Genomic DNA, 20,938 nt, shown 5'->3' with positions numbered 1-20,938 from the left:
TCGTTACCTCAGCACGTCCAGAGCGCACATCTCGGCGTTGGCCATCTCGGTGGTCACGTCGGCGCCCTCGAGGATGACGCGCACGAACGCCGGCTGCAGACAGTCGTAGTCGACCGTGGTCCAGAGGGGCACGGTCGGGCGGGCCTTGGCGAACTCGAGGCTCGCGGTCAGGACCTGCATGCGCGGGTCCGACTTGACGATCTCCTGCGCCTCGGCGGCCCCGCGGCGGGCGGCCACGCGGTTGTAGCCGTCCATCAGGGGGAACACGGCCGGGCCCGTGATGTACTCGAGCCAGCGCCAGGCGGCGTCCTCCACCTTGGTGTTGGCGTTCACGACCCAGTTGGCGCCGCCGACGAGGCTGGCGCGCTGACCGTTGGCCGGGAGGGGCGCGACGCCCCACTCGAACGGCGGGTTCATGCCATCGACCATCGCGATGCCCCAGTCGCCGACCTCGTACATGGCGATGACCTTGTTGGAGAAGGCGGCGGCCAGCTCGGCCCAGCCCTTCCACGTCTTGGCCGCCTCGGGCACGTAGCGCGGGTTAGTGACGATGTCGAGGAAGAAGCGCGTGGCCTCCAGGCCGGCCTCGGAGTTGAACGTCGGCGTCGTGCCGTCGTCGCTCAGGAGCTGCCCGCCGGCCTGCCAGAACCAGGGGTACCACTCGAACGTGCCGCCCCAGGCCCCCTCAAGGCCGAAGCCGTACATCTCGCCGTCGGAAAGCGTGTCGACGGCCGTGCGGAAGTCGTACCACGTCCAGTCGTCGTCCGGCAGCGGCAGGCCGGCCTCCTCGAAGGCGGTCTTGTTGTAGAACATGCCGAGCGCGTTCGTGTAGAAGGGCACGCCGTAGATGCCGCCCTCGTAGCGCAGGGTGTCGAGGGGCCCGGGGAAGAACTCGTCCTCCTTGCCGGCCATGCGCTCGCTCAGGTCCTTGACGATGCCCATGGCGGCGAACTCCGGCGACCAGGCGATGTCGGCCATGAGCACGTCCGGGCCGCCGCCGCCCTGGGCGGCGACCATGAACGGGTCGCGGTAGGCGGACGAGGTGCCCGCCGTGGGGATGAGGTTGATCTCGATGTCGGGGTTCTGCGCCATGAACTCCGCGGCCGCCTTGGAGATGGGCGAGTCGTTGCCGGCGAACGTCTCGTAGATCCAGACGTTGACGCGCGTCTGGGCGTGGGCGACCGCCAGCGTGAGGAACGCGGCGGCCATGAGCAGCAACTTCGTCGACTTCTTCTTCATCTTCCTGGAGTCTCCCGTCTAGAGGGTCTCCGGCGGCCAGGGGTACTGGGGCCGGGCTGGGGCTCTCGCGCCTACCTTCGGTTCACTCCTCCTTCTCGTGGTCGAACCGGATGCTGGTAACACGATCTGGTTGCGCTACTCCCAGGGCGGCCGGCGGTCCACCGGCAACCGCCCTGGTGCCGGGCGTGCGGTCGAAGATGGCCAGGCCCGCGCCGGCCATCAGGTGGACGGCGACGCGACGCGACCTTGGAGAACCGGTCACCTCGAGCCGCCGCCCGGCGTCGTCCCAGCGCAGCTCGGTGCCGTCGGTGAGGCGGAACCGCGCGTCCTTCCCAGGGTAGACGAGGACGTCGAGGTCAGGCCAGGCGGCGAGGGGGTCGTCGCCTTCACAGTCGAGGGTCCTAGGCGACGCGGCGAGCAGCGGCACCAGCGAGCCGGCCCTGGCGAACACGGGGATGCGTTCGAGGGGCACGTCGACGACGGCGGTCTGCCCGCCCGCGTAGCGTCGACCCGTCCACAGCTCGAACCAGTCCGCGCCGCGCGGGAGCCATACGCCCTTGCGCTTGTTGAAGCCGACGTAGACGGGCGCGACGAGGAGCGAGTCGCCGAACAGGTACTGGTGCTCCTGCGTGTCGCCCCATTCGTCGGCGCCGGGGAACGCGAAGGCCATGGGGCGCATGATGGGTACGCCGTCCGCGCTCGCCGCCTGGGCGGCGGCGTAGAGGTACGGGAAGAGGTCGGTGTGGAGCTGCGCGTACGCGCGGTAGATCTCGAGGGTGCGCGGCTCGAAACGCCACGGTTCATGCTTGCCCATGCCGTGGATCTGCATGATGGGCGAGAACGCCCCGAACTGCGCCCAGCGCGCGAAGACCTCGTCGGTCGGGGGGCTGAAGTAACCGCCGATGTCGCTCGCCCAGTAGGGGAAGCCGGAGGCGCCGGCGTTCTGGCCCGCCCTGATGACGCTCTGCAGGCCGGTGGCAGGACCGAAGTCGGAGGACTGGTCGCCGGCCCAGATGGCCGAGATCCCTTGCGAGCCGTGCCAGGCCGAGCGGGCGAGAAGCACGCCGTTCGTCCGCGACTGCATGGCCTCGTAGGTCACGGCGTTGTAGAGCCGGGGGAAGACGTTATGCATCTGCGCGCCGGTGCTGCCGTCGAAGAAGACCGCGTCCTCGGGCACCTGCTCGCCGAAGTCCGTCTTGAAGCCGTCCACGCCGAGCTCGACGAGCTTGCGCACGTTCTCCTGCCACCAGGTCACGGCGGCCGGGTTGGTGAAGTCGACGCAGCTCCCCACGAAGTCCGGGCTGTTGCCGAGGCGGTGGACGTACGTCTCGCCGCGCCGGTCCTTGATCAGGTAGCCCTTCGCGGCCGCGGCCGCGTGGACCGCCGCGGTGTCGTCGTTCAGCACCAGCCACGGCGAGAGCCAGAGGACCAGGCGCATGCCCGACTCCCGGATCTCGCGCACCATGGACGCCGCGTCCGGGTACTTCGCCTCGTCGAAGGCGAACGTGTGCTCGGCGGTCTCCCATTTGGCGTCGATGAGCTTGACGCTGTTCGCCAGGTCACACCGTCGCGACTCGCGCACGTCCTCGAGCACCGTCGACTGGTCCTCGAGGGTCCAGTCGCGGGACTTCCACGGACCGAACACCCAAGCGGGCGGCAGGGCCGGCCGGCCGGCCTCCGCCGTGTAGGCCGCGAGGACCTCGCTCGGCGTGCCGTGGTAGAAGCGCAGCGCCACAGACGAATGCGCCACGCGCAGCGAGGCGCTCGCCGGCGAGTCCGGCACGGCCATGCGCGCGTCAAGGCGCGCGTCGGTCACCACGTGGACGCCGTAGCCGCGACTCGAGATGAAGAACGGGACCGGCTTGTAGGCCAGGTTCCCCGAGGCGCCGTTGACGACCTCCACGCGCACCTCGCGGCCACGCTTGTCGATGCCGTCGAAGCGCTCGCCGAAGCCGAGATAGTGCTCGCCGGCTTCCGAGACGAGGTCGACGGCGCACCAGGCGGCGCCCGGAACGTCGAGCGCCAGCTCGAGGTCGGCACCGTTACCTGCCGGCGTCGCTCCGGTGGCCAAGGGTGGCGCCTCGCTGGGCGCCCGCAGCTCGAGGGTGCCGGACAGGCCGGGCGCGAACTCCAGGCGCCACACGGCCGGGAGCGCGACCCCGACGGTCGGCCCACCTGCGCCGAACGCGCCGGCGTCTACCGCATGCCACCGCCCGTCGTGGTCGCGGCAAGCCACGCTCAGCACCGACCACCGGCGCGCGCCGGGACCAGGGTGGGTGGTGGTATTCCCCGTCATGGGCGTCTACCCGTGGTCGTTAGCATGGCTTCTCGCTCCAAGCGCCGCTGTTCTAGCGTCCCCGACGCGCTTACTCTAGAGTTGTATACAGCGTCTACAGCGTATATAGTCACCAGCGAGTTGTCAACTTCACGGCGCCGCTCTGGCGCCGGCAGGAAGGGCGCGCACATGCCAACAGCCGACGACCGGTTCGTGTCCATGGACCTCTTCATCGACGGGGCGGAGCGTCCGGCAGCCAGCGGGGCGCGTTACGAGCGCCTCGACCCGGCGACGGGCGCCGCGGTGGGCAGCTTCGCGTTGGGCGGCGCCCAGGACGCGCTGGCGGCCATCGCCGCCGCCCGGCGGTCGTTCGACGCGGGGGCGTGGGCCAACGCCACGGGCGCCGCGCGCGCCGACGTGCTTCTGAAGACGGCCGCGGCGCTAGCAGACGACAAGGAGCGCTTCGCGCGCTGGGAGAGCGTCACGAGCGGAGCCCCCATCGGGCAGGCGCGGCAGATGATCGACTGGGTAGTCGACCTGCTGCGCTACTACGCCGGCCTGGCGCGCGATATCCACGGCGAGACGACGACCTTCGGGCCCGGCCTCCTCGCCTTCACCGTCAAGGAGCCGGTCGGCGTGGCCACGCTGATCGCGCCGTGGAACTTCCCGCTGAACCAGGCCGCCTGGAAGATCTGCCCCGCGCTCGCGGCGGGGTGCAGCGTCGTGGTCAAGCCCGACTCCCAGACTCCGGCCACGACGATCGGCCTGGCGCGGCTCCTGACGGACGCCGGCCTCCCGCCGGGCGTCATGAACGTCGTGATGGGCGAGGTCGCCGAGATCGGCGAGCCGCTCGTCACAGACGAGCGCGTCGACATGGTCTCCTTCACCGGCTCGACGGCGAGCGGCAAGCGCGTCATGGAGCTGGCGTCACGTTCCCTCAAGCGCGTCTCGCTCGAGCTGGGCGGCAAGTCGCCGAACATCGTCTTCGCGGACGCCGACCTGGCCGCGGCCTCGAGCGCCGCAGCGTGGGGCATCTTCTGGCGTTCGGGCCAGGTCTGCACCGCCGGCTCGCGCCTCTTCGTCCAGGAGAGCGTGCACGACGAGGTCGTCGAGCGGCTGGTAGCGACCGCCAGGGCGATGCGCGTCGGCTCACCCGAGCGCGACGACGTGGACCTCGGTCCGGTCATCTCGCCCGCCCACCTCGAGCGCGTCGAGCGTTACGTGGCCTCCGGCCTGGCCGAAGGCGCGCGGCTGCTCCACGGCGGCGAACGGCTCGCAGGAGGGGAGTACGGAAGGGGAGCCTACATCGGCCCGACGGTCTTCACCGACGTGGCGCCGAGCATGACGATCGCCCGGGAGGAGGTGTTCGGACCGCTCCTAGCGGTCATGCGCTTCGGCGACGTCGAGGAGGCCGTCGCGCTGGCCAACGACACGGTCTTCGGCCTCGCGTCGGGCGTCTGGACCCGCGACATCGGCAAGGCGCTGCGCGTGGCGCGGGACCTGAAGGCCGGCACCGTTTGGGTCAACGGCTGGGGGATCGTCAACCCCGAGGTGCCGGTGGGCGGGTGGAAGGCGAGCGGCTTCGGGCGCGAGCTTGGTCGGCCGGGCCTGGAGGAGTTCCTCCTCAGCAAGTCCGTCCACGTCGCCGGCTGAGCGACGGTCGGTCCGACCGGTAGAGCCGGTCCCCGCGGCCTCGATCACACGCACCCATACGGCCTTACCCGCAAGCCGTCACCCCTCCCTGCACGGCCTCGGGACCGCGTGGTCTTCATGAGTCGTGAATGATGTGCGCTAAGTAAGAGGTCCGTAAGAAACGTGGGGACAGAATCGGGGCATGACCCTGGGCCGCGGAGATCGCAGTAGCCTCTTGCCTCACCACTACGACGGGGCGCGGCGGCGCGAGCCTGACGCCGATGTAGCGGTGTCCGACCCCGTGACCACGGCCGCCCCCCGCCTCTGCGAGATCGTGGTACCCCTGACGCCCGCCATCGACGCGGCCGAGGGTGCACCCATCAGCCACTCCATGCGTACCGCCCTCGCCGCCGTGCGCGTCGGCGAGCTGCTCGGCCTCGACACGCGGGCCCTCACCGACCTCTACTACGCCGCGCTCCTGAAGGACCTCGGCGCCACGAGCGCGCGCTCCAAAGCGGCCCACATGTTCGGTCCCGGCACGGGAGCCATCTACCACGCCCTCCACCAGGCCGACTTCAGCACGTTGCGCGGCGCCCTCAAGGTGGCCGCCCCGCTCCTGCGCACCCGCGCCCCGCTCGGGCGCAGGCTCGCCAACTTCATGGACATGACGGTCGGCGGCGCCCGCGGACCCGCCGAGATCGAGCGCCTGCGCGGACGCTCCGGCGCCTCGATCGCGCTAGACATGGGCTTCTCCCGCGGCACTGCAGACGCCATCCTTGCCCGCAACGAGCGGTGGGACGGCCGCGGGCGCACCGAGGGCGGCTCCGGCCCCGCCATCGCCTTGGGCGGCAGGATCCTGAACGTGACCCAGAACCTGGTCAGCGCCTGGTTCCGCGGCGGCGTGGCCGAGGCGATCGACCACCTCAAGGAACACGCCGGCACACGCCTCGACCCCGAGGTCTCGTCAGTGGCCTTGCAGCTGCTGGCCGAGCCGACCTTCGAGGCCGAGCTGGGCAGCAAGGACATCGAGCAGCTCGTCATCGCCGCCGAGCCGAGCGCGCGCGGTTACGTCTCCGCGTCGCGAGTCGACCGCGTGTTCAGCGGCTTCGCCCGCTTCATAGACGCCAAGTCGCCCTGGAAGTACCGGCACTCCGAGCGCGTCAGGGAGCTGGCCGTCGGCGCCGCCCTCCAACTCGATGGCGTCAACTGGGCCGGCAGCGCCTGCTTGAGGCGCCTCAAGCGCGCAGCTCTCCTGCACGACGTAGCGCGCCTCGCCACGCCGAGCGAGATGATCGACAGCGACCGCACCTTCTCCGACACCGAGCTTCAGCTCATGCGCGCCGACCAGCCGATCGCGCCCGGAGTGCTCGACCGCGTCCTCGACCTCGCCGACGAGGCGCCCGTCACCGAGACCTACGTGACCGCCGAGCCGCCCGGCCTCGTCGCCGAGGGGTCCAACGCCCTCAGCCGCCTCGAGTGCTGCGAGCTCATCCACACCCTCCTGGACCAGGCGGAGAAGTTCGAGGCCCTGACGGCGCCCCGCCCCCATCGGGAGCGCAAGAGCCTCGAGGAAGCCCTCGCCGTGCTGCGCTCCGAGACCGCCGGCATGGGCGAGATGGCCAAGGCCGCCCTCGCGGGGCTCGAGCTCTTCCTCGCGACCCCGGCGGCCCACGCCGTCCTCGCCCCCCGCACGTTCGACCCGAGCGCGATCGTCGTCGTCGACTGACCCGGGGCCCCGCCCTCGCCGACCGAAGCGGGTCGCGAACGCACCGAGCCATGTAGCAAGCGCCCCCTCGCTTACGTAAGCGAGGGGGCGCTTCTTGCCCGTGATGAGGCCGCGGCGAGCGCGGTCCGGCGTCCTACTCCTTGTCGCCCTTGGCGGCGCGGGCGGCGGCGCGGTCCTGCTCCTGGCGAGCGACGTCCGTCTTGAGGCGCGAGGCCTTGCCGCGCAGCTCGCGCAGGTAGTAGAGCTTGGCGCGACGCGTGCGGCCGCGGCGAACGACCTCGATCTTGTCGATCAAGGGCGAGTGCAGGGGGAAGACGCGCTCGACGCCCTCGCCGAACGACACCTTGCGCACGGTGACGGTGCTGCGGGCGCCCTTGCCGTTCTTGCGGGCGATGACGACACCCTCGAACGCCTGGATGCGGGTGCGGTTGCCTTCGACGACCTTGTAGTCGACGCGGACCGTGTCGCCCGAATCGAACTCGGGGATGTCGCTACGCAGGTAGGGCTGCTCGATAGAGCGCAGGATTGCACCTTTGTTGTACTTCATCTTCGTCTCCAGGTCGTCGACCTTACGCGGTCGGACTTCTCGCCGCGGCGCCTAGGCGCGTAGCAGCGGACGCGTCGCGGAGGGCGGCAGACCAGGGGTCGGCGCCAACTCGCGACGCGAGCCGGCCTCCATGCGTCAAGCCTTGCCATCTTAGCCGAACGGCGCGCCAAGGTTCAATAGCCCAAGGGCGCGTGACCGGCCTACTGCTAGGCTCTAGGGCATGCCTGTCGCCACGCTTGGCCTCCACCACGTCACCGGCATCGCCACGAGGCCTCAAGCCAACATCGAGTTCTGGGTGCGCCTGCTCGGCCAACGACTGGTGAAGCGCACCGTGAACTACGACGACCCGCAGACCTATCACCTCTACTTCGGCGGCCCCACGGGTCAGCCGGGCACCGTCGCGACCTTCTTCCCCTGGCAGGGTGCCGGCCCGGCCGTTCGGGGGGCCGGCGAGAGCGTAGCCGTCGCCTACCGCGTGCCGCCCGGCGGCCTGACGGCATGGCGGCGCCGCCTGGACGATCACGGCCTGGCTCACGCGACGTTCGAGCGCTTCGGCGAGGAGGTGGTGGCCTTCCAGGACCCGGACGGCGTGCCGCTGGAGCTGACCGAGGCCGCTGGGGGCGGACCGCGCCTGGTGTGGCCGGACGCGCCTCTACCGGACGGCCTCACCCTCCAGGGGCTGCACGCCGTCACCGTGGCCGCGCCCCGGCTCGACGCGACGGCGAGCGTCCTCGAGGAGGCCCTGGGCATGCGGGTCGCCGCCGAGGACGTCGGCGGCTCCGGCAGGCGCGTGCGCCTCGCCCCCGGCCCTTCGCCGGAGGGCCTCGCGTACCCGGCGGGGGGCTTCATCGACTTGGTAGAGGTGCAGGACCAGCAGCCCGGTAGGCTCGGCGCAGGCAGCTTGCACCACGTCGCCCTGCGGGTCAAGGACGCGGAGATCGCCGAGGCGCGCGCTGCCCTCCTTGCCGCCGGGCTGAAGCCAACGGTCGTCAAGGACCGCACGTACTTCAAGTCCGTGTACTTCAAGGAGCCCGGGGGCGCGATCCTCGAGGTCGCCACGGACGGCCCCGGCTTCCTCGTGGACGAGCCGGCCGACGAGCTCGGCCTCGCGTTCAAGCTCCCCGCGTGGTTGGAGAGCGAACGCGACTTCCTCAGGGCGCGCCTGCCCGTGACCGCCAGCCCCGAGTACGCGGATCGCTGGCGGCGGTGAGCAGCGACGCGGCGCCTTCCCGGTCGGGCATAATAGGAAGAAATATGGGAGAGGCGGAGGACGGGCACACGGTCATGACGCAAAGCGTGCTCCCACCCGAAGCCCGTTTGCGCGAACTATCGGCAGCGGCGGCGGCGGCCAACCACGAGTTCAACTACGACGAGGCGATCCGCCACGGCCGCGAGGCTTTGGCGCACGTCGGCCTCGACCCGACGGCGGACCCGCGCGAGTGGGACGCCTGCGTCGCGGAGCTGGATCCGGCGACGGCGGCCAGCCTGGCGAACGCGACGACGACGCTGGCCATCAGCCTGTTCCGGCGGAGCGACTACCTCGCGTCCCTCCAGGTGGCGCAGCTCGAGGCCCACCTCAGGCGCCACATCGGCGACGAGAGCGGCGAGGCGTTCGCCTCCGTCGGCCTCGGCTGGTGCCACCACGCCGTGGGGCTCTATCAACACGCGCTCGCCCACCACTCCGCCGCTCTCGACATCCTGGAACGGTCCGCGCCCCACGCGGTCGCGGGGCCGCTCAACGGCATCGCGCGCGTCTACCTCGACCTCGGCCAGCCGCAGCTGGCGCTCGAGTACGCGCAGCGCGGGCTCGAGGCGGCGTCCGTCTCGCGGCACACGGTGCGCGACACCTCCACCGCCCTGCGTATCGTCGGCCTCGCCCATCAGCAGCTCGACGACAGCGCGGCGGCCAGGCGCGCCCTCGAGGAGTGCTTCGAGCGTTCCGACGACTACGGCAAGCGCTTCGCCCTGCTCGGCCTCGGCGACCTGAGCCTCATGGAAGGGGAGCTGGACGAGGCGCGCCGATCGTTCGAGAAATGCATCAGCTTGAGGGGCGAGTCGGTGGAACAGGCGGACTGCCAGGCACTCGTCGGCCTCGGCCGCGTGTACATCGCCCACGGGCAGCCGGAGCTGGCGCTCGTCCCACTCGCGCACGCCCTCGAGCGGAGCACGGCGAGCGGCGCGCCGGTGGACGCGGCGGCCGCGCATAAGGCCATGGCCGACGCCCTCAAGCGCCTCGGGCGGTGGCAAGAGGCCCTGACGCACTTCGAGAGCTTCTTCGAGCTCAACCAGCAGACGCTCATGCGGCTCTCCGACCGCAGGACCCAACTTCTGCAGGTCCAGTTCGACGTGGAGCGCATGCGCAAGGACCGCGAGATCGACCGGCTGCGCAACGTCGAGTTGGCGCACGCCTACACGGACCTGCGCCAGCTGCACGAGCAGTTGGAGGCCCAGGCCGCCCACCTCGAGCGCCTCTCGCGCACCGACTCCCTGACCGGCGTCCCCAACCGCAGGGCGTTCGAGGACGCCCTGTCGGTCGAGCTCCTGCGCTTCCGCCGCGGCGGACACCCGTTCAGCCTGTTGATGGTCGACCTGGACGACTTCAAGCGCCTCAACGACACCTACACCCACGTCGTCGGCGACGCCGTCCTCCGCACGGCCGCGCAAGCGCTCGTCGAGTGCACGCGCGAGGTCGACCTCGTCGCGCGGCTGGGGGGCGAGGAGTTCGTGATCCTCTTGCCGGAGACGGACTTGCACGGGGCGGTCGAGGTAGCCAACAAGGTGCTCGACGTCGTGCCGCGCAAGGCACTGGAGGCCCACCGCCTCTACGTGACGGTGAGCGTGGGCGTGGCGACCTCCGAGGAGCTCGACGACCAGTCGACCGTGCTGATGCGAGCAGACACGAACCTCTACGAAGCCAAGCGTCTCGGCAAGAACCGCGTCGGCGCCTAGGCACCGAGGTCGCGTGTTCAGAGCCGTCGTCATCGCCGTCGTCATAGGCCTCGGCAGCGTCGGCATCACCTTCTGGGCATTGGGGGAGAACATCCGCACGGCCCTGAGCGTGCCCTACTGGGCATACCTCTGCGGCCTTGGGCTTGCGTGCCTCAACTACCTGTCCGGGGCACTGCGGTTACGGTGGCTGGCGCGCCACGCCGGCGCCGACCTCGGCTTCGTGCCGGCGCTGCGAGCGTACGCCCTCGGCCTGACGAGCGCGGCCATCACGCCAAGCTCGGCCGGCCAGGCGCCGGCCGTGGCGTTCTCCCTCGTCGCGGGCGGTATACCGGCCGCGACGGCGTGGACGATCAACGTCCGCGTCTGGGCGCTCGACCTCGTGTTCCTCGGCTGGTCCTTCCCCGTGAGCGTCCTCGTCCTCGGGCGCTCGACGCGCCTACTCGGCAACGCCCGGCCCGAGCTGGTGGCCATCGGCACGTTCGTCTGCGCGCTGCTCGTCGTGGCGGTGCTGATCTTCCGACTGCGCTGGGTGACGGGCCTCGCCGCCAGCGCCATGCAGCTACCCGGCCTGCGGCGGTGGCGCGACAAGGCGACCGATTTCCTCGAGCGGGTCGAGAGCGCGAGCACCGGCCTGCAGCGCGCGCCGCTGCGGCTCCAGGGCGCGCTTCACTCCGCGACGTTCCTCGTGTACTTCACCACCTACTTCACGTTCTACGTGATGGTCGCCTCCATGCGGCCGGCGGCACCGCTGCTCCCGACCATGGCGAGCGCCCAGGTGCCGTCCGTCGCGTCCTCGTTCTTCCCCACCCCGGGCGGAGTCGGGCTCCTCGAGTTCGGCACGGCCAGCCTCATGCGGCTGAGCACCCGGAGCACGACCGCCACCGCCGCGCCGGTGGCGGAGCAGGAGCCGGAGCGCGCGGAGGACCTTGGCGGTCCGGCCGGTGGGGCCGTGATCGTGGCCGCCGTCGACGACGCCTCGAAGGCGCGCGCGCCCGTGGCGGCCGCCATCCTCGCGTGGCGCATCTTCACGTTCTACTTGCGCATGCTCGTAGGTCCGGTGTTGAGCGGAGCGGCTTGGCGCCGAGGCGCGAGGTCGGGCGCGGGCGCGGACGCGCCGACCGGCTAGCGCCTGAGCGGGGCCGGCGGGCATACCGTCGGCCTGCCGGGCCGCGGCACGGCAGCTGCGCTTAGCGGCGCCGAGGCACGGCGGTCATGCCGCTGGCCTCACCGGCGCCACGGCATGACCAGGCGCTCGACGAGCTGCAGGAGCGCCGTGAGGCCCACCCCGAGCACCATGACGACCACCAGCGCCGCGTACATCTTGGGCGTGCCGAGAACCTGCCAGTGGTAGTAGACGAGGTAGCCGACCCCCGTCTTGGCGCGCACGAACTCCACGGCCACGATGACGATGAGCGCCGTGCCGAGCGCGAGCCTGAGGCCGTTGAAGACGATGGGTAGGGCGCCTGGCAGGATGACGTGCCTGAGCATCTGCCAGCGGTTGGCGCCGAAGTTGCTGCCGGCCTGCAGCAGGACCTTGTCGATGCCCTGCACCCCGGCCATGGTCGAGAGGGCGACGAGGAAGAACGCCGAGATGGCGACGACCGTCACCTTCGGCCCCTCGCCGAACGGGTCTGGGAACACGAGCATGAGGATCGGGAAGATCGCGATCTTCGGCAGGACGTAGATGGCTGACATCGTCGAGTCGAGCATGGTGCGCACGGTGCGGTTGAGGCCCATGACCATCCCGACGAGGAGCGCGGGGACGGCCCCAAGCACGAAACCGATGATGACGCGCGAGAGCGTGGCCCACACGTGGCTCTCGTCGAAGAGGGCCGCGACGCCCGGCCAGCCCTGCTCGGCGAGGCGCGAGGGGATGACCCACGGGCGACCGATGAGCGAGGTGCCCGAGAAGCGGTCGTAGTTGACCGTCAGGTCCCAGAGGGCCCCGACGATGCGGCTCGGTGGTGGGAACCAGCGCGGGTTCAGCACCCCGCTCGTGCTCAGCCACTCCCAGGCGGCCAGGACGAGGAGGGGGAAGAGCCAGGCCAGCGCCCGCTCGAAGGGCGTCTGCAAGCGGAACGGCAGGCGGCGCGAGGCCCCTTCCGCGGCCAGTACGACCAGCACGAAGCCGGCCCCGAGGATCGCCCACCACCACGACCGCCACAGGCCCAGGAGCCCGGCGGCGGCCAGTAGGACCGCGAGGACCACGAGGGGCGTGAGCCAGGCACCCGCGCCGCGCGCGCCTGTTCTACCGGCGACCGGCGACCCGGCGCTCACGCCTGGGCCTCCATGGCGCGCCTGACCTCGTCCCTGAGGTCCTCCCAGATGGCGCCCGTGAGCGCAGCGAACTCGGGCGTCGAAGTGGTGGCGAGGTCGCGTGGCCGCGGGAGGTCGACGACGAACTCGGACTTCTTCGTGCCAGGGTGGGCCGTCATGAGCACGACCCTGTCGCCGAGCAGCACGGCCTCCTCGATGGAGTGCGTGACGTACAGCACCGTCTTGTGCGTCTCCTCCCAGATGCGCAGGAGCTCCTCTTGCAGCACGGCGCGCGTCTGCGCGTCGAGCGCGCCGAGCGGCTCGTCCATCAGGAGGACTTCCGGGTCGTTGGCCAGCGCGCGCGCTATCGAGACGCGCTGCTTCATGCCGCCGGAGATCTGCGACGGGTAGTAGTCGGCGAAGCGCTTCAGGCCCACCTTCGTGAGCCACCGTTCCGCCACGGCGTACCGCTCGGCCTTGCCGATCCCGCGCATCTGGAGGCCGAACGCCACGTTGTCGCGGACCGTCTTCCATGGGAAGACCGCGTACTCCTGGAAGACGACGTTGTTTAGGGGCCGGCGCGGGTCGTCGCCCGGCACGATGCGCGCCTCGCCGCCCGTGAGGTCGTCCAGGCCGGCGAGGATGCGCAGGAACGTCGACTTCCCGCAGCCCGACGGTCCGACGAGGCAGACGAACTCGCCCTCGCCGACCGTGAGGTCGAACCCCTCGAGGGCGGTGACCATGCCCGCCTTCGAGGGGTACCTCTTCGTCGCTTGGAGCGCGACGATCTTCTGCGTCATGCCTGCCGGCCTCGGCGTGCGTTCAGGAGCGGGCCGGACCTAGGGCTGGTAGGTGCCGGCGGCGGCCAGGGCGCGCTCGGCGAACACCGTCGAGATGACGACGTTCAGGTCGATGGGCGTCTCGTAGTCGGTACGACCGTTCTCGCGGTGCACGCGCTCGACGTCGGCGAGGCCCTCGACCGGGATGGTCAGGTTCGGGTCGTAGAGCACGGGGGTGCCGTTGACGATCGCGTCCTCCGTCGAGTTCACGTAGTGGAGGTAGGCGGCGATGTTCTCGGGCGAGTAGTAGTCGTCTCCTTGCATCAGGCGCGCGGCGTCGAGGAGCGCGAGCGCGAAGCGCTCGGCGGCGTCGGGGCGCTCGTTGAGGAACTTGCCCGAGCCGACGAAGGCGACCGTCATGAGCCCTGGGACGAGGTCGGTCGCGATGGCGACGGCCGTCTGGGCCTCCTCCACCTGATCGGCGTACGGGGAGCCGAGGAGGGCGGCGTCGATGGAGCCGTTCTCGAACGCGGCCGGGATGTCGGCGTTGCCGAGCGACACGATCTCGACGTCGCGGATGGTGAGGCCGTGGGCCTCGAGCGCCTTGGCCGTCAGGTACTCGCCGCCGCTGCCGGGGCCGCCGGCGAACGCGACCGTGCGCCCCTTGAGGGCGCCGGCGTCCGTGACGGCGCCGGAGTCGTAGAGGTCCTTGCGCACCAGCACCTTGGTCGGGCTGTCGACGAACGGCTCGAGGCCGCCGGGGGCGAAGACGCGGATGTCGATCCCCTGGTTCCAGCCGTTCCAGAGCGACGTGACGATGGCGATGCCGCCGACGTCGATCTGCCCCTGCTCGAGGAATGCGATGGCCTCGGTGCCGGAAGCCACGGACTCGAGGTCCACGTCGAGGCCGTACTGGGCGAACAGCCCGCGGTCGGCGGCGACGTAGAGCGTGGCGAACTTGAGGATCGGCACGTACGCCACGCGGACCTTCTGGACCGGGTCGAGCGGCGCGATGCCGTGCGTGTCTTGGGCGCCGGCGGCGCCGAGGAGCAGGGCGCCTACCAGCAGCGCGGCGAACAACTTTCTCGTGCGAGCGAACATGAAGCCTCCACGGGTCGGACGGCCGCAGCGCGACGGGTCCGTGAGAATGTCAGGGCGTCATGTTACCCCTCGCGCGCCGGCGGCGAGGGAACCCGCTGGGGAAGCCCCGCGAGGTAGTAATGTCCTCGCCCCGATGACGGAGGGTCTCGTATCATGCTTGGGCCGCCATGGACCCCACCTTTTCCACGAGACCCGCCCACCCCCGGCGCGGACCGGCGCACGAGCCGCGGCGCGCCCGGGGGCCGGTAGGCGCCCGCCGGCGCGCCCTGCGCCGCGCGGCCGCCGGAGCGCCATGACGCCGGGCATCGGCGTCGCGTTCGCGGCGGGCGTGCTCTCGTTCCTCTCGCCTTGCGTGCTGCCCCTCGTGCCGTCCTACCTGGCGTACGTGGGCGGCAGCGCCGAGGCCAAGCGGGCGGTCCTCATCCGCAACGCCCTGGCCTTCGTGCTGGGCTTCTCGCTCGTGTTCATCGCGTTAGGCGCCGGCGCCAGCGCGCTCGGCTCGCTCCTGCGCACCAACCAGCGGGCCCTCACCCTCGGGGGCGGCGTCCTCGTGATCCTCTTCGGGCTCGTGATGCTCGGGGTCATCAAGCTGCCCTGGCTCTACCGCGACACGCGCATGCAGTACTCGGGCGAGACGCGCACGCCGTTGGGCGCCGTGCTCCTCGGCATGGCGTTCGCGGCGGGCTGGACGCCTTGCATCGGTCCGATCCTCGGCGCCATCCTCACGATGGCGGGCGCCGCGGGCACGTTGACCGCCGGCGTCGGGCTGCTCGCCGTATACGCGCTCGGCCTCGCCGTGCCCTTCCTGGCCGCCGCGCTCCTCCTCGACCCGTTCATGCGCTTCTCGCGGCGCTTCCGCCGCTTCCTGCCGTGGGTCGAGCGGGTGGCGGGCGCGCTCCTCCTCGTGGCCGGCATCCTGATGGTGACGGGCCTGTACACGGTCCTGAACGGCTATCTCATCAACATCACGCCCGCCTGGCTCCTCGACAAGCTATGAGCGGCGGCGCGGACGGACTCGCTATCGAGCTCAAGGGAGTCACGCGGCGCATGGGCGGCGAGTACGTCCTGCGGGGCATCGACCTCGAGGTCGCTCCCGGCAAGCTCGTCGTGCTGCGGGGCTCGAACGGCACGGGCAAGACCACACTCCTCCGGCTGCTGGCCACGCGCCTGAGACCGGCCGGCGGCCAGGCGCTCGTCTTCGGCCACGACCTGACCCGCGAAGCCGCAGCGGCCAGGGCGCGGCTTGGGCTCCTGACCGTCATGGGTGGCAGCTTCCCGCTGCTCACCGGGCGCGAGAACCTCGAGCTGGCCATCGCCCTCACCCCGCGGCGGCCAGGGCGCTCCGCGCGCGCAGAGGCCGGGCGTCACGACCTGCGCGAGCTGAGCGGCAGCCGCGGTCGCTCCGCGCGCGCAGAGGCCGGGCAGGCGGAACCAACCGAGGTCGGGAAGGCGCGCGCCGAGGCGACGCACCTCGCGGCGCTCGGGCGGGTCGGCCTCGAGCAGGCGGCCGACAAGCTCGTGAGGACCTACTCGAGCGGCATGAAGAAGCGCCTCGGCCTCGCGCGCCTGCTCCTCCTCGACCCCGACCTGTGGCTCCTCGACGAGCCGTACGCCGCGCTCGACGACCTCGGCAAGCGCCTCATGGACGAGTGCGTCGCTGCCGCGAAGGCCAGGGGCCGCACCGTGTTCATGGCCTCGCACGAGTCCGACCGCGACCACCTCGGCCCCGACGCCGTCATCGAGCTCAAGGGCGGGACGTTGCGGATGTTCGGGGCATGAACGACCTGATCGCGGCCCTGACCGTCGCGCGCAAGGACTTCCGCCAGGAGCTCCGCTCGCGCGCCACCACGGTGGCCACCCTGTTCTTCTCGGCGATAACCCTCGTGATGATGGCCTTCGGGCTCGGGCGCGATCCGGAGCTCATGCGTAGCGCGGCGCCCGGCGTCCTGTGGGTGGCCCTGGCGTTCGCCGGCGTCATCGCCGCCGCCCAGAGCTTCCAGGCGGACCTCGAGGAGGGGGCCTTCGAGCAGCTCCTCCTCCTGCCGGCGTCCCGGGCGGCCGTCTACCTCGGCAAGCTCGCCGCGAGCTGGCTCTACCTCTTCGTGCTCGGCGTGCTCATGCTGCCCATCGCCCTTGGCCTCTACGGGGCCGTCGCGCCGGCGAGCGCCTGGTGGCTGCTCGGACTCGTGCTGCTCCTCGGCACGCTCGGGCTGGCCATCATCGCCACGTTCTACGCCGGGCTCACGGCGAACCTGCAGGCGCGCGAGGCGCTCCTCCCCGTGCTCATGTTCCCGGTGATCGTGCCCATCATGCTCGGTGCGGTCAGGGCGACCGAGGCCGCGCTCATGGGCAGCGCCGACGTGCCCCTCGCCCTCTCCTGGGTGCAGCTGCTCGGCGGCTTCGACCTCGTCTACCTGGTCGTATGCGCCAGCATCTTCCACTTCGTCGTGGATGATTGAGGTCGCATGCGCCTCCCGTCGCGCCGAACGACCCGGCGTCGGCGCACCGTGAAACGCGCCGCCCGACCCGCCGGTCGTAAACTACTCGAGGATTGAGGCGAAGGTGATGCCTCGAAGGAGCACAGCGAATGACTGACACCTCCGGCAGAACGAGAAGACCGCGCTGGTTGACCGTCTTCGGCCTGGTCACGCTCGCGGTGGTCGGCGTCGGCCTCTACGCCGCCCTCATCGTGAGCCCCCCCGACGTCAACCAGGGCGACCTCATCAGGGTGATGTACGCGCATGTCCCCGTCGCCTGGATCGGCTTCGCCGCCGTCGCCGTCTCGGCGTTCTGGGGCATGCTCTACCTGTGGCGCGGCCGCGCCGTCGACGACGTGCGCGCGCAAGGCACGGCCGAGGCCGCCCTCCTGTACTCCGTCCTCACGGTCGTAGGCGGCATGACGTACAGTAAGCCGACCCTCAACACGTACTGGACGTGGGACGCCAAGCTGACGCTCACCGCCCTGATGGTCGCCCTCGTGGTCGGCTACTTCATCGTCCGCGCCCTCATCGAGGACCCGCAGCGGCGCGCCCGCGTGAGCGCGGTCATCATGCTCGTCGTGCTCGTCAGCCTGCCCTTCAACTACCTCGCGGCGGAGTGGTTCAGGACGCTGCATCCCGCCAAGAGCATCAACCTGGACGGCAGCGGCGTGACCATGGACCCGGCGATGGTCAGGGTGCTCCTCATCAACGTCCTCGGCGGCGCCATGGTCTTCGTCTACTTCATCTCTGAACGCATACGCATCGGCCGGCTCGCGCTGGCCGACGACAAGACCTTCGACTCGGTCAAGGGCGTAGCGCGGGAGGTAGTCAGTGTCCGGTAACCTCAGCCACTGGACGTGGGTCGCCATCGCCTGGTTGGAAGTCCTCGTCGCCTACGGCGGCTACCTCGTGTACCTGGGCTGGCGTGAGCGCCAGGCCAGGGCCAAGAGCAAGAGCGGATGAAGAAGATCGTCTATGCCCTCCTGGGCGTCGCGGTCCTCGCGGTGGCCGGTTTCCTCATCTCGAAGGCCCTGCAGTCCTCGCTCGTCTACTTCATCCTGCCGAGCGAGTACGCCCGCGACACCGCCGCCTTCGAGGGCAAGCGCGTCCGCCTCGGCGGGCTGGTGCAGGCCGGCAGCGTCCGGTTCGACGATGCGAACCTCCATCTCACGTTCCAGATCACGGATCACCTCAAGGACTACACGGTCCAGTACGACGGCGCGCCCCCCGACCTGTTCCAGGAGAACGGCGGGGTGGTCATCGAGGGGCGCTTCCACGACGGCGTCTTCGTGGGCGACAACCTGCTCGTGAAGCACAGCAGCGACTACCATCCGCCCGCCGACGGCGAGCCGATAGACGTAGAGGCGCTCAAGGAGTCCCTACGCTGACGGGGGCGCGTTGATGTTCGACCTGCAGCTCGGTCCCCTGGGCAGCGCCAGCGTCTTCCTGGCGTTCGGCTTGGCCGTCTACGGCGCGGTGGCCGGCATCGTCGGCGCCATGCGGCGCGACGCCCGCCTCCAGACGTCCGCCCGGCTCGCCGCAGTCGCGGGCTTCATCCTCGCCACGGCCGCGGTCGTCGTGATGCAAGCCGCGCTCCTCACGAACGACTTCAGCGTCGCCTACGTGGCCGGGCACTCGCGCATCGCCTCTCCCACGTGGGTGAAGGTCGTGACTATGTGGGCCGCCCTGGAGGGCTCGATCCTCCTCTGGGCCTGGCTCCTCACGGGCTACACGGCGCTGCTCGCCGTCACGGCCCCGTTGAGCCCGCTGCGTCCGTACGCCATCTCGATCATGCAGGCCGTCCAGGTCTTCTTCCTCGGCGTGCTCGCGTTCATCGCCAACCCGTTCAAGGTCGTGGCGTTCCCGCCGCTCGACGGCCCCGGCCCCAACGAGCTGCTCCAGAACCACTGGATGATGGCCGTGCACCCGCTGCTCATGTACCTGGGCTTCGTCGGGCTCACCGTGCCGTTCGCTTACGCCATGGCCGCGCTCATCACGCGCCGGCCCGGCACCGAGTGGATGGCCCAGACGCGCCGCTGGACCTTGACGGGCTGGGGGTTCCTCTCCGGCGCCATCGTGGCCGGCGGCTGGTGGAGCTACGAGGTGCTCGGCTGGGGCGGCTACTGGGCGTGGGACCCCGTCGAGAACGTGAGCTTCATGCCGTGGCTGACCGCGACCGCGTTCATCCATAGCGTGCAGGTGCAGGAGCGGCGGCGCATGCTCAAGCCGTGGAACGTGCTGCTCATCGTCGCCACGTTCTCGCTCTCGATCCTCGGCACGTTCCTGACCCGCTCCGGCGTGGTCTCCTCCGTCCACGCGTTCGGCAACGGGCCCGTCGGGCCGGCGTTCCTCGTCTTCTTCCTGCTCGTGACGCTGACCGCGTTCGGGTTGCTCGCCCTGCGCTGGGACGACGTCAGGGACCGCGCCGACCTGGACTCCGTCGTGAGCCGCGAGGGCAGCTTCCTCGGCGTCAACATCCTCTTCGTCACCCTGACGGCCGCCGTGCTGCTCGGCACCCTCTTCCCTCTGATCGTCGAGGCCCTCACGGGCGACAAGGTCACGGTGGGCGCCCCGTTCTTCGACCAGACGACCCTGCCCCTCTGGATGCTCGTGCTCCTACTCATGGGCATCGGCCCCCTCCTGCCGTGGCGCCGCGCCGAACAGCAGCGCCTCGCGCGCAACCTCGCGCTGCTCACGGCCGCCCTCGTCGTCTCCGGCGCGCTCGCGTGGCTGCTCGGGGTGCACAAGGTCTACCCGGCGCTGACCGTCGCGCTGGCCGGCTACAACCTCATGAGCCTCTACCTGCTCCTGTCCGGTGCCCTCGCGCCGCGCCTCCGCCTCGCCAACCGCGGCGCCTTGCAGGTGCTCCGCTCGTACGCGGTCGAGAGCCGACGGCGTGTCGGGAGCATGATCGTGCACTTCGCCGTCGTGATCGTCGCGGTCGGCGTCGCCTTCAGCTCCGGCTACCGGGTCGACGAGCAGATCCGGCTCGATTTCGGCAGCAGCGCCGAGTTCTCCGGCTACACGCTGACGGCCGTCGACCGCTTCATGGAGCGCACGCCAGCTCGTATCAGCGCCGGCGCCGTCATCGAGGTGACGCGCGGCGGCAGGCCCGTCACCACCCTGCGCCCGCGCCTCAACCTCTTCGGGGAGGCGGGCCGCACGGTCCCCACCCCCGCCGTCTACTACACCGCGACGCACGACCTCTACCTGAACCTGAACAGCAGCGTCGGCCCCGACACGACGTTCGTCGTGCTGCGCGTCGTCAAGAGCCCGCTCGTCACCTGGATCTGGGTGGGCGGCGCCATCCTCCTGCTCGGCACCGCCTACTCGCTCGGCGGCGGCCGCAGGACGGTGCCGGCCCGGGCCGTCGCCGGCGAGAAGCGCGAGGGCGCGCCGGCATGAAGCTTCGCCGCATCGCCCTGATCGCCCTCGTCGTCGCGGCCATCGGCGCGCTCTTCGCCTTCGGGCTCCTGCGGGGCAACCCTGACGACCGCAACATCACGTCCAACCTCATCGGCAAGCCGGCGCCAAGCTTCACACTGCCCCTCTACGAGCGGTACTGGCCGGACTACGGCGAGACCTTCTCGCTGCAGGAGCACGTCGGCCGCCCGCTCGTCATCAACTTCTGGGCGTCGTGGTGCCTGCCCTGTTACGACGAGGCGCCGGTACTGCAACAGGCGTGGCAGACCTACGGGCCGCAGGGCGTGCAGTTCGTCGGCATCCAGACGCAAGACCGCGACAAGCGCGACGAGGGGCGCACGTTCATAGCCCGCTTCAACCTCGGCTTCCCCAACGTGCTCGACAACGACAGCCTCGTGGGTGTCGATTGGGCGCTGTACGGCGTACCGGAGACGTTCTTCATCGACGCGAGCGGCAAGGTCGTGGCCAAGCACATCGGGCCCGTGACGGCCGCCGTGCTCGACCAGCAGCTCGGAGCGCTGCTCAGGTGAG

The 20,938-nt window shown here is 70.7% G+C and carries 18 protein-coding genes; 12 read left to right on the top strand and 6 right to left on the bottom strand.

Features of this window, described 5'->3' with window-relative positions; genetic code table 11:
- Window positions 1-3: 3 nt before the first annotated feature.
- Both M9914_05895 and M9914_05890 read right to left on the bottom strand, forming a co-directional pair.
- Window positions 4-1,239, bottom strand: a complete 1,236-nt coding sequence (locus M9914_05895) for a sugar ABC transporter substrate-binding protein (GenBank protein ID MCO5173709.1) — start codon at window positions 1,237-1,239, stop codon at window positions 4-6.
- Between the two features lie 82 nt (window positions 1,240-1,321).
- Window positions 1,322-3,535: a hypothetical protein gene (locus M9914_05890; protein MCO5173708.1), complete on the bottom strand. Its 2,214-nt coding sequence runs from the start codon at window positions 3,533-3,535 to the stop codon at window positions 1,322-1,324.
- Between the two features lie 168 nt (window positions 3,536-3,703).
- Between M9914_05890 and M9914_05885 the strand changes: the two genes are divergently transcribed.
- Window positions 3,704-5,167 carry an aldehyde dehydrogenase family protein gene (locus M9914_05885; protein ID MCO5173707.1) on the top strand — a complete coding sequence of 488 codons (1,464 nt, stop codon included), beginning with the start codon at window positions 3,704-3,706 and terminating at the stop codon, window positions 5,165-5,167.
- A 181-nt stretch (window positions 5,168-5,348) separates the two neighbouring features.
- Complete coding sequence (locus M9914_05880; GenBank protein ID MCO5173706.1) at window positions 5,349-6,872, top strand: hypothetical protein; 1,524 nt, start codon at window positions 5,349-5,351, stop codon at window positions 6,870-6,872.
- Between the two features lie 133 nt (window positions 6,873-7,005).
- Here M9914_05880 and rplS read toward each other — a convergent pair whose 3' ends face one another.
- Window positions 7,006-7,419 carry a 50S ribosomal protein L19 gene (rplS, locus tag M9914_05875; protein ID MCO5173705.1) on the bottom strand — a complete coding sequence of 138 codons (414 nt, stop codon included), beginning with the start codon at window positions 7,417-7,419 and terminating at the stop codon, window positions 7,006-7,008.
- Between the two features lie 220 nt (window positions 7,420-7,639).
- Here rplS and M9914_05870 point away from each other — a divergent pair, with 220 nt between their 5' ends.
- The 3 genes from M9914_05870 to M9914_05860 are packed head-to-tail and all read left to right on the top strand — an operon-like array spanning window position 7,640 to window position 11,494.
- A complete protein-coding gene (locus tag M9914_05870; protein MCO5173704.1) occupies window positions 7,640-8,629 on the top strand; it encodes a VOC family protein in 990 nt (329 codons plus the stop codon).
- Between the two features lie 44 nt (window positions 8,630-8,673).
- Window positions 8,674-10,368, top strand: coding sequence for a diguanylate cyclase (locus M9914_05865; protein MCO5173703.1), 1,695 nt, complete (start codon window positions 8,674-8,676; stop codon window positions 10,366-10,368).
- 13 nt (window positions 10,369-10,381) lie between these two features.
- On the top strand, window positions 10,382-11,494 hold the full coding sequence (locus tag M9914_05860; protein ID MCO5173702.1) for a flippase-like domain-containing protein: 1,113 nt from the start codon (window positions 10,382-10,384) through the stop codon (window positions 11,492-11,494).
- A 98-nt stretch (window positions 11,495-11,592) separates the two neighbouring features.
- On the opposite strand, the gene M9914_05855 is transcribed toward M9914_05860, so the two are convergent.
- Genes M9914_05855 through M9914_05845 form a run of 3 tightly spaced genes read right to left on the bottom strand, consistent with a single transcriptional unit; the run spans window position 11,593 to window position 14,504 of the window.
- Window positions 11,593-12,645 carry an ABC transporter permease gene (locus tag M9914_05855; GenBank protein ID MCO5173701.1) on the bottom strand — a complete coding sequence of 351 codons (1,053 nt, stop codon included), beginning with the start codon at window positions 12,643-12,645 and terminating at the stop codon, window positions 11,593-11,595.
- Window positions 12,642-13,424 (bottom strand): ABC transporter ATP-binding protein, encoded by a 783-nt coding sequence (locus M9914_05850; protein MCO5173700.1) that lies wholly within the window; start codon window positions 13,422-13,424, stop codon window positions 12,642-12,644. The genes M9914_05855 and M9914_05850 overlap by 4 nt, the downstream gene beginning before the upstream one ends.
- A 39-nt stretch (window positions 13,425-13,463) precedes the next feature.
- Window positions 13,464-14,504 carry an NrtA/SsuA/CpmA family ABC transporter substrate-binding protein gene (locus M9914_05845; protein ID MCO5173699.1) on the bottom strand — a complete coding sequence of 347 codons (1,041 nt, stop codon included), beginning with the start codon at window positions 14,502-14,504 and terminating at the stop codon, window positions 13,464-13,466.
- Window positions 14,505-14,796: 292 nt separating this feature from the next.
- Between M9914_05845 and M9914_05840 the strand changes: the two genes are divergently transcribed.
- The 7 genes from M9914_05840 (at window position 14,797) to M9914_05810 (ending at window position 20,937) form a co-directional block, all read left to right on the top strand.
- Window positions 14,797-15,501 (top strand): cytochrome c biogenesis protein CcdA, encoded by a 705-nt coding sequence (locus M9914_05840; GenBank protein ID MCO5173698.1) that lies wholly within the window; start codon window positions 14,797-14,799, stop codon window positions 15,499-15,501.
- Window positions 15,498-16,283 carry an ATP-binding cassette domain-containing protein gene (locus tag M9914_05835; protein ID MCO5173697.1) on the top strand — a complete coding sequence of 262 codons (786 nt, stop codon included), beginning with the start codon at window positions 15,498-15,500 and terminating at the stop codon, window positions 16,281-16,283. Before M9914_05840 ends, M9914_05835 begins: the two co-directional genes overlap by 4 nt.
- Complete coding sequence (locus M9914_05830; protein MCO5173696.1) at window positions 16,280-16,963, top strand: heme exporter protein CcmB; 684 nt, start codon at window positions 16,280-16,282, stop codon at window positions 16,961-16,963. Before M9914_05835 ends, M9914_05830 begins: the two co-directional genes overlap by 4 nt.
- Window positions 16,964-17,091: 128 nt before the next feature.
- The gene (locus tag M9914_05825; protein MCO5173695.1) at window positions 17,092-17,826 is read left to right on the top strand and encodes a cytochrome c biogenesis protein; all 735 of its coding nucleotides are present in this window, start codon (window positions 17,092-17,094) and stop codon (window positions 17,824-17,826) included.
- Window positions 17,827-17,943: 117 nt separating this feature from the next.
- Window positions 17,944-18,372: a cytochrome c maturation protein CcmE gene (gene ccmE, locus M9914_05820; protein ID MCO5173694.1), complete on the top strand. Its 429-nt coding sequence runs from the start codon at window positions 17,944-17,946 to the stop codon at window positions 18,370-18,372.
- Window positions 18,373-18,385: 13 nt separating this feature from the next.
- Window positions 18,386-20,389, top strand: a complete 2,004-nt coding sequence (locus M9914_05815) for a heme lyase CcmF/NrfE family subunit (GenBank protein ID MCO5173693.1) — start codon at window positions 18,386-18,388, stop codon at window positions 20,387-20,389.
- Entirely contained in the window at window positions 20,386-20,937 is a 552-nt protein-coding gene (locus tag M9914_05810) for a TlpA family protein disulfide reductase (protein ID MCO5173692.1), read from the top strand. The genes M9914_05815 and M9914_05810 overlap by 4 nt, the downstream gene beginning before the upstream one ends.
- The last annotated feature ends 1 nt before the right edge of the window (window position 20,938 follow it).

The sequence above is a fragment of the Trueperaceae bacterium genome, from assembly GCA_023954415.1.
In the GTDB taxonomy this organism is placed as follows: domain Bacteria; phylum Deinococcota; class Deinococci; order Deinococcales; family Trueperaceae; genus JAAYYF01.
The sequence above is the reverse complement of the archived record's forward strand: the minus strand, read 5'-3'. Positions and strand labels throughout refer to the sequence as shown.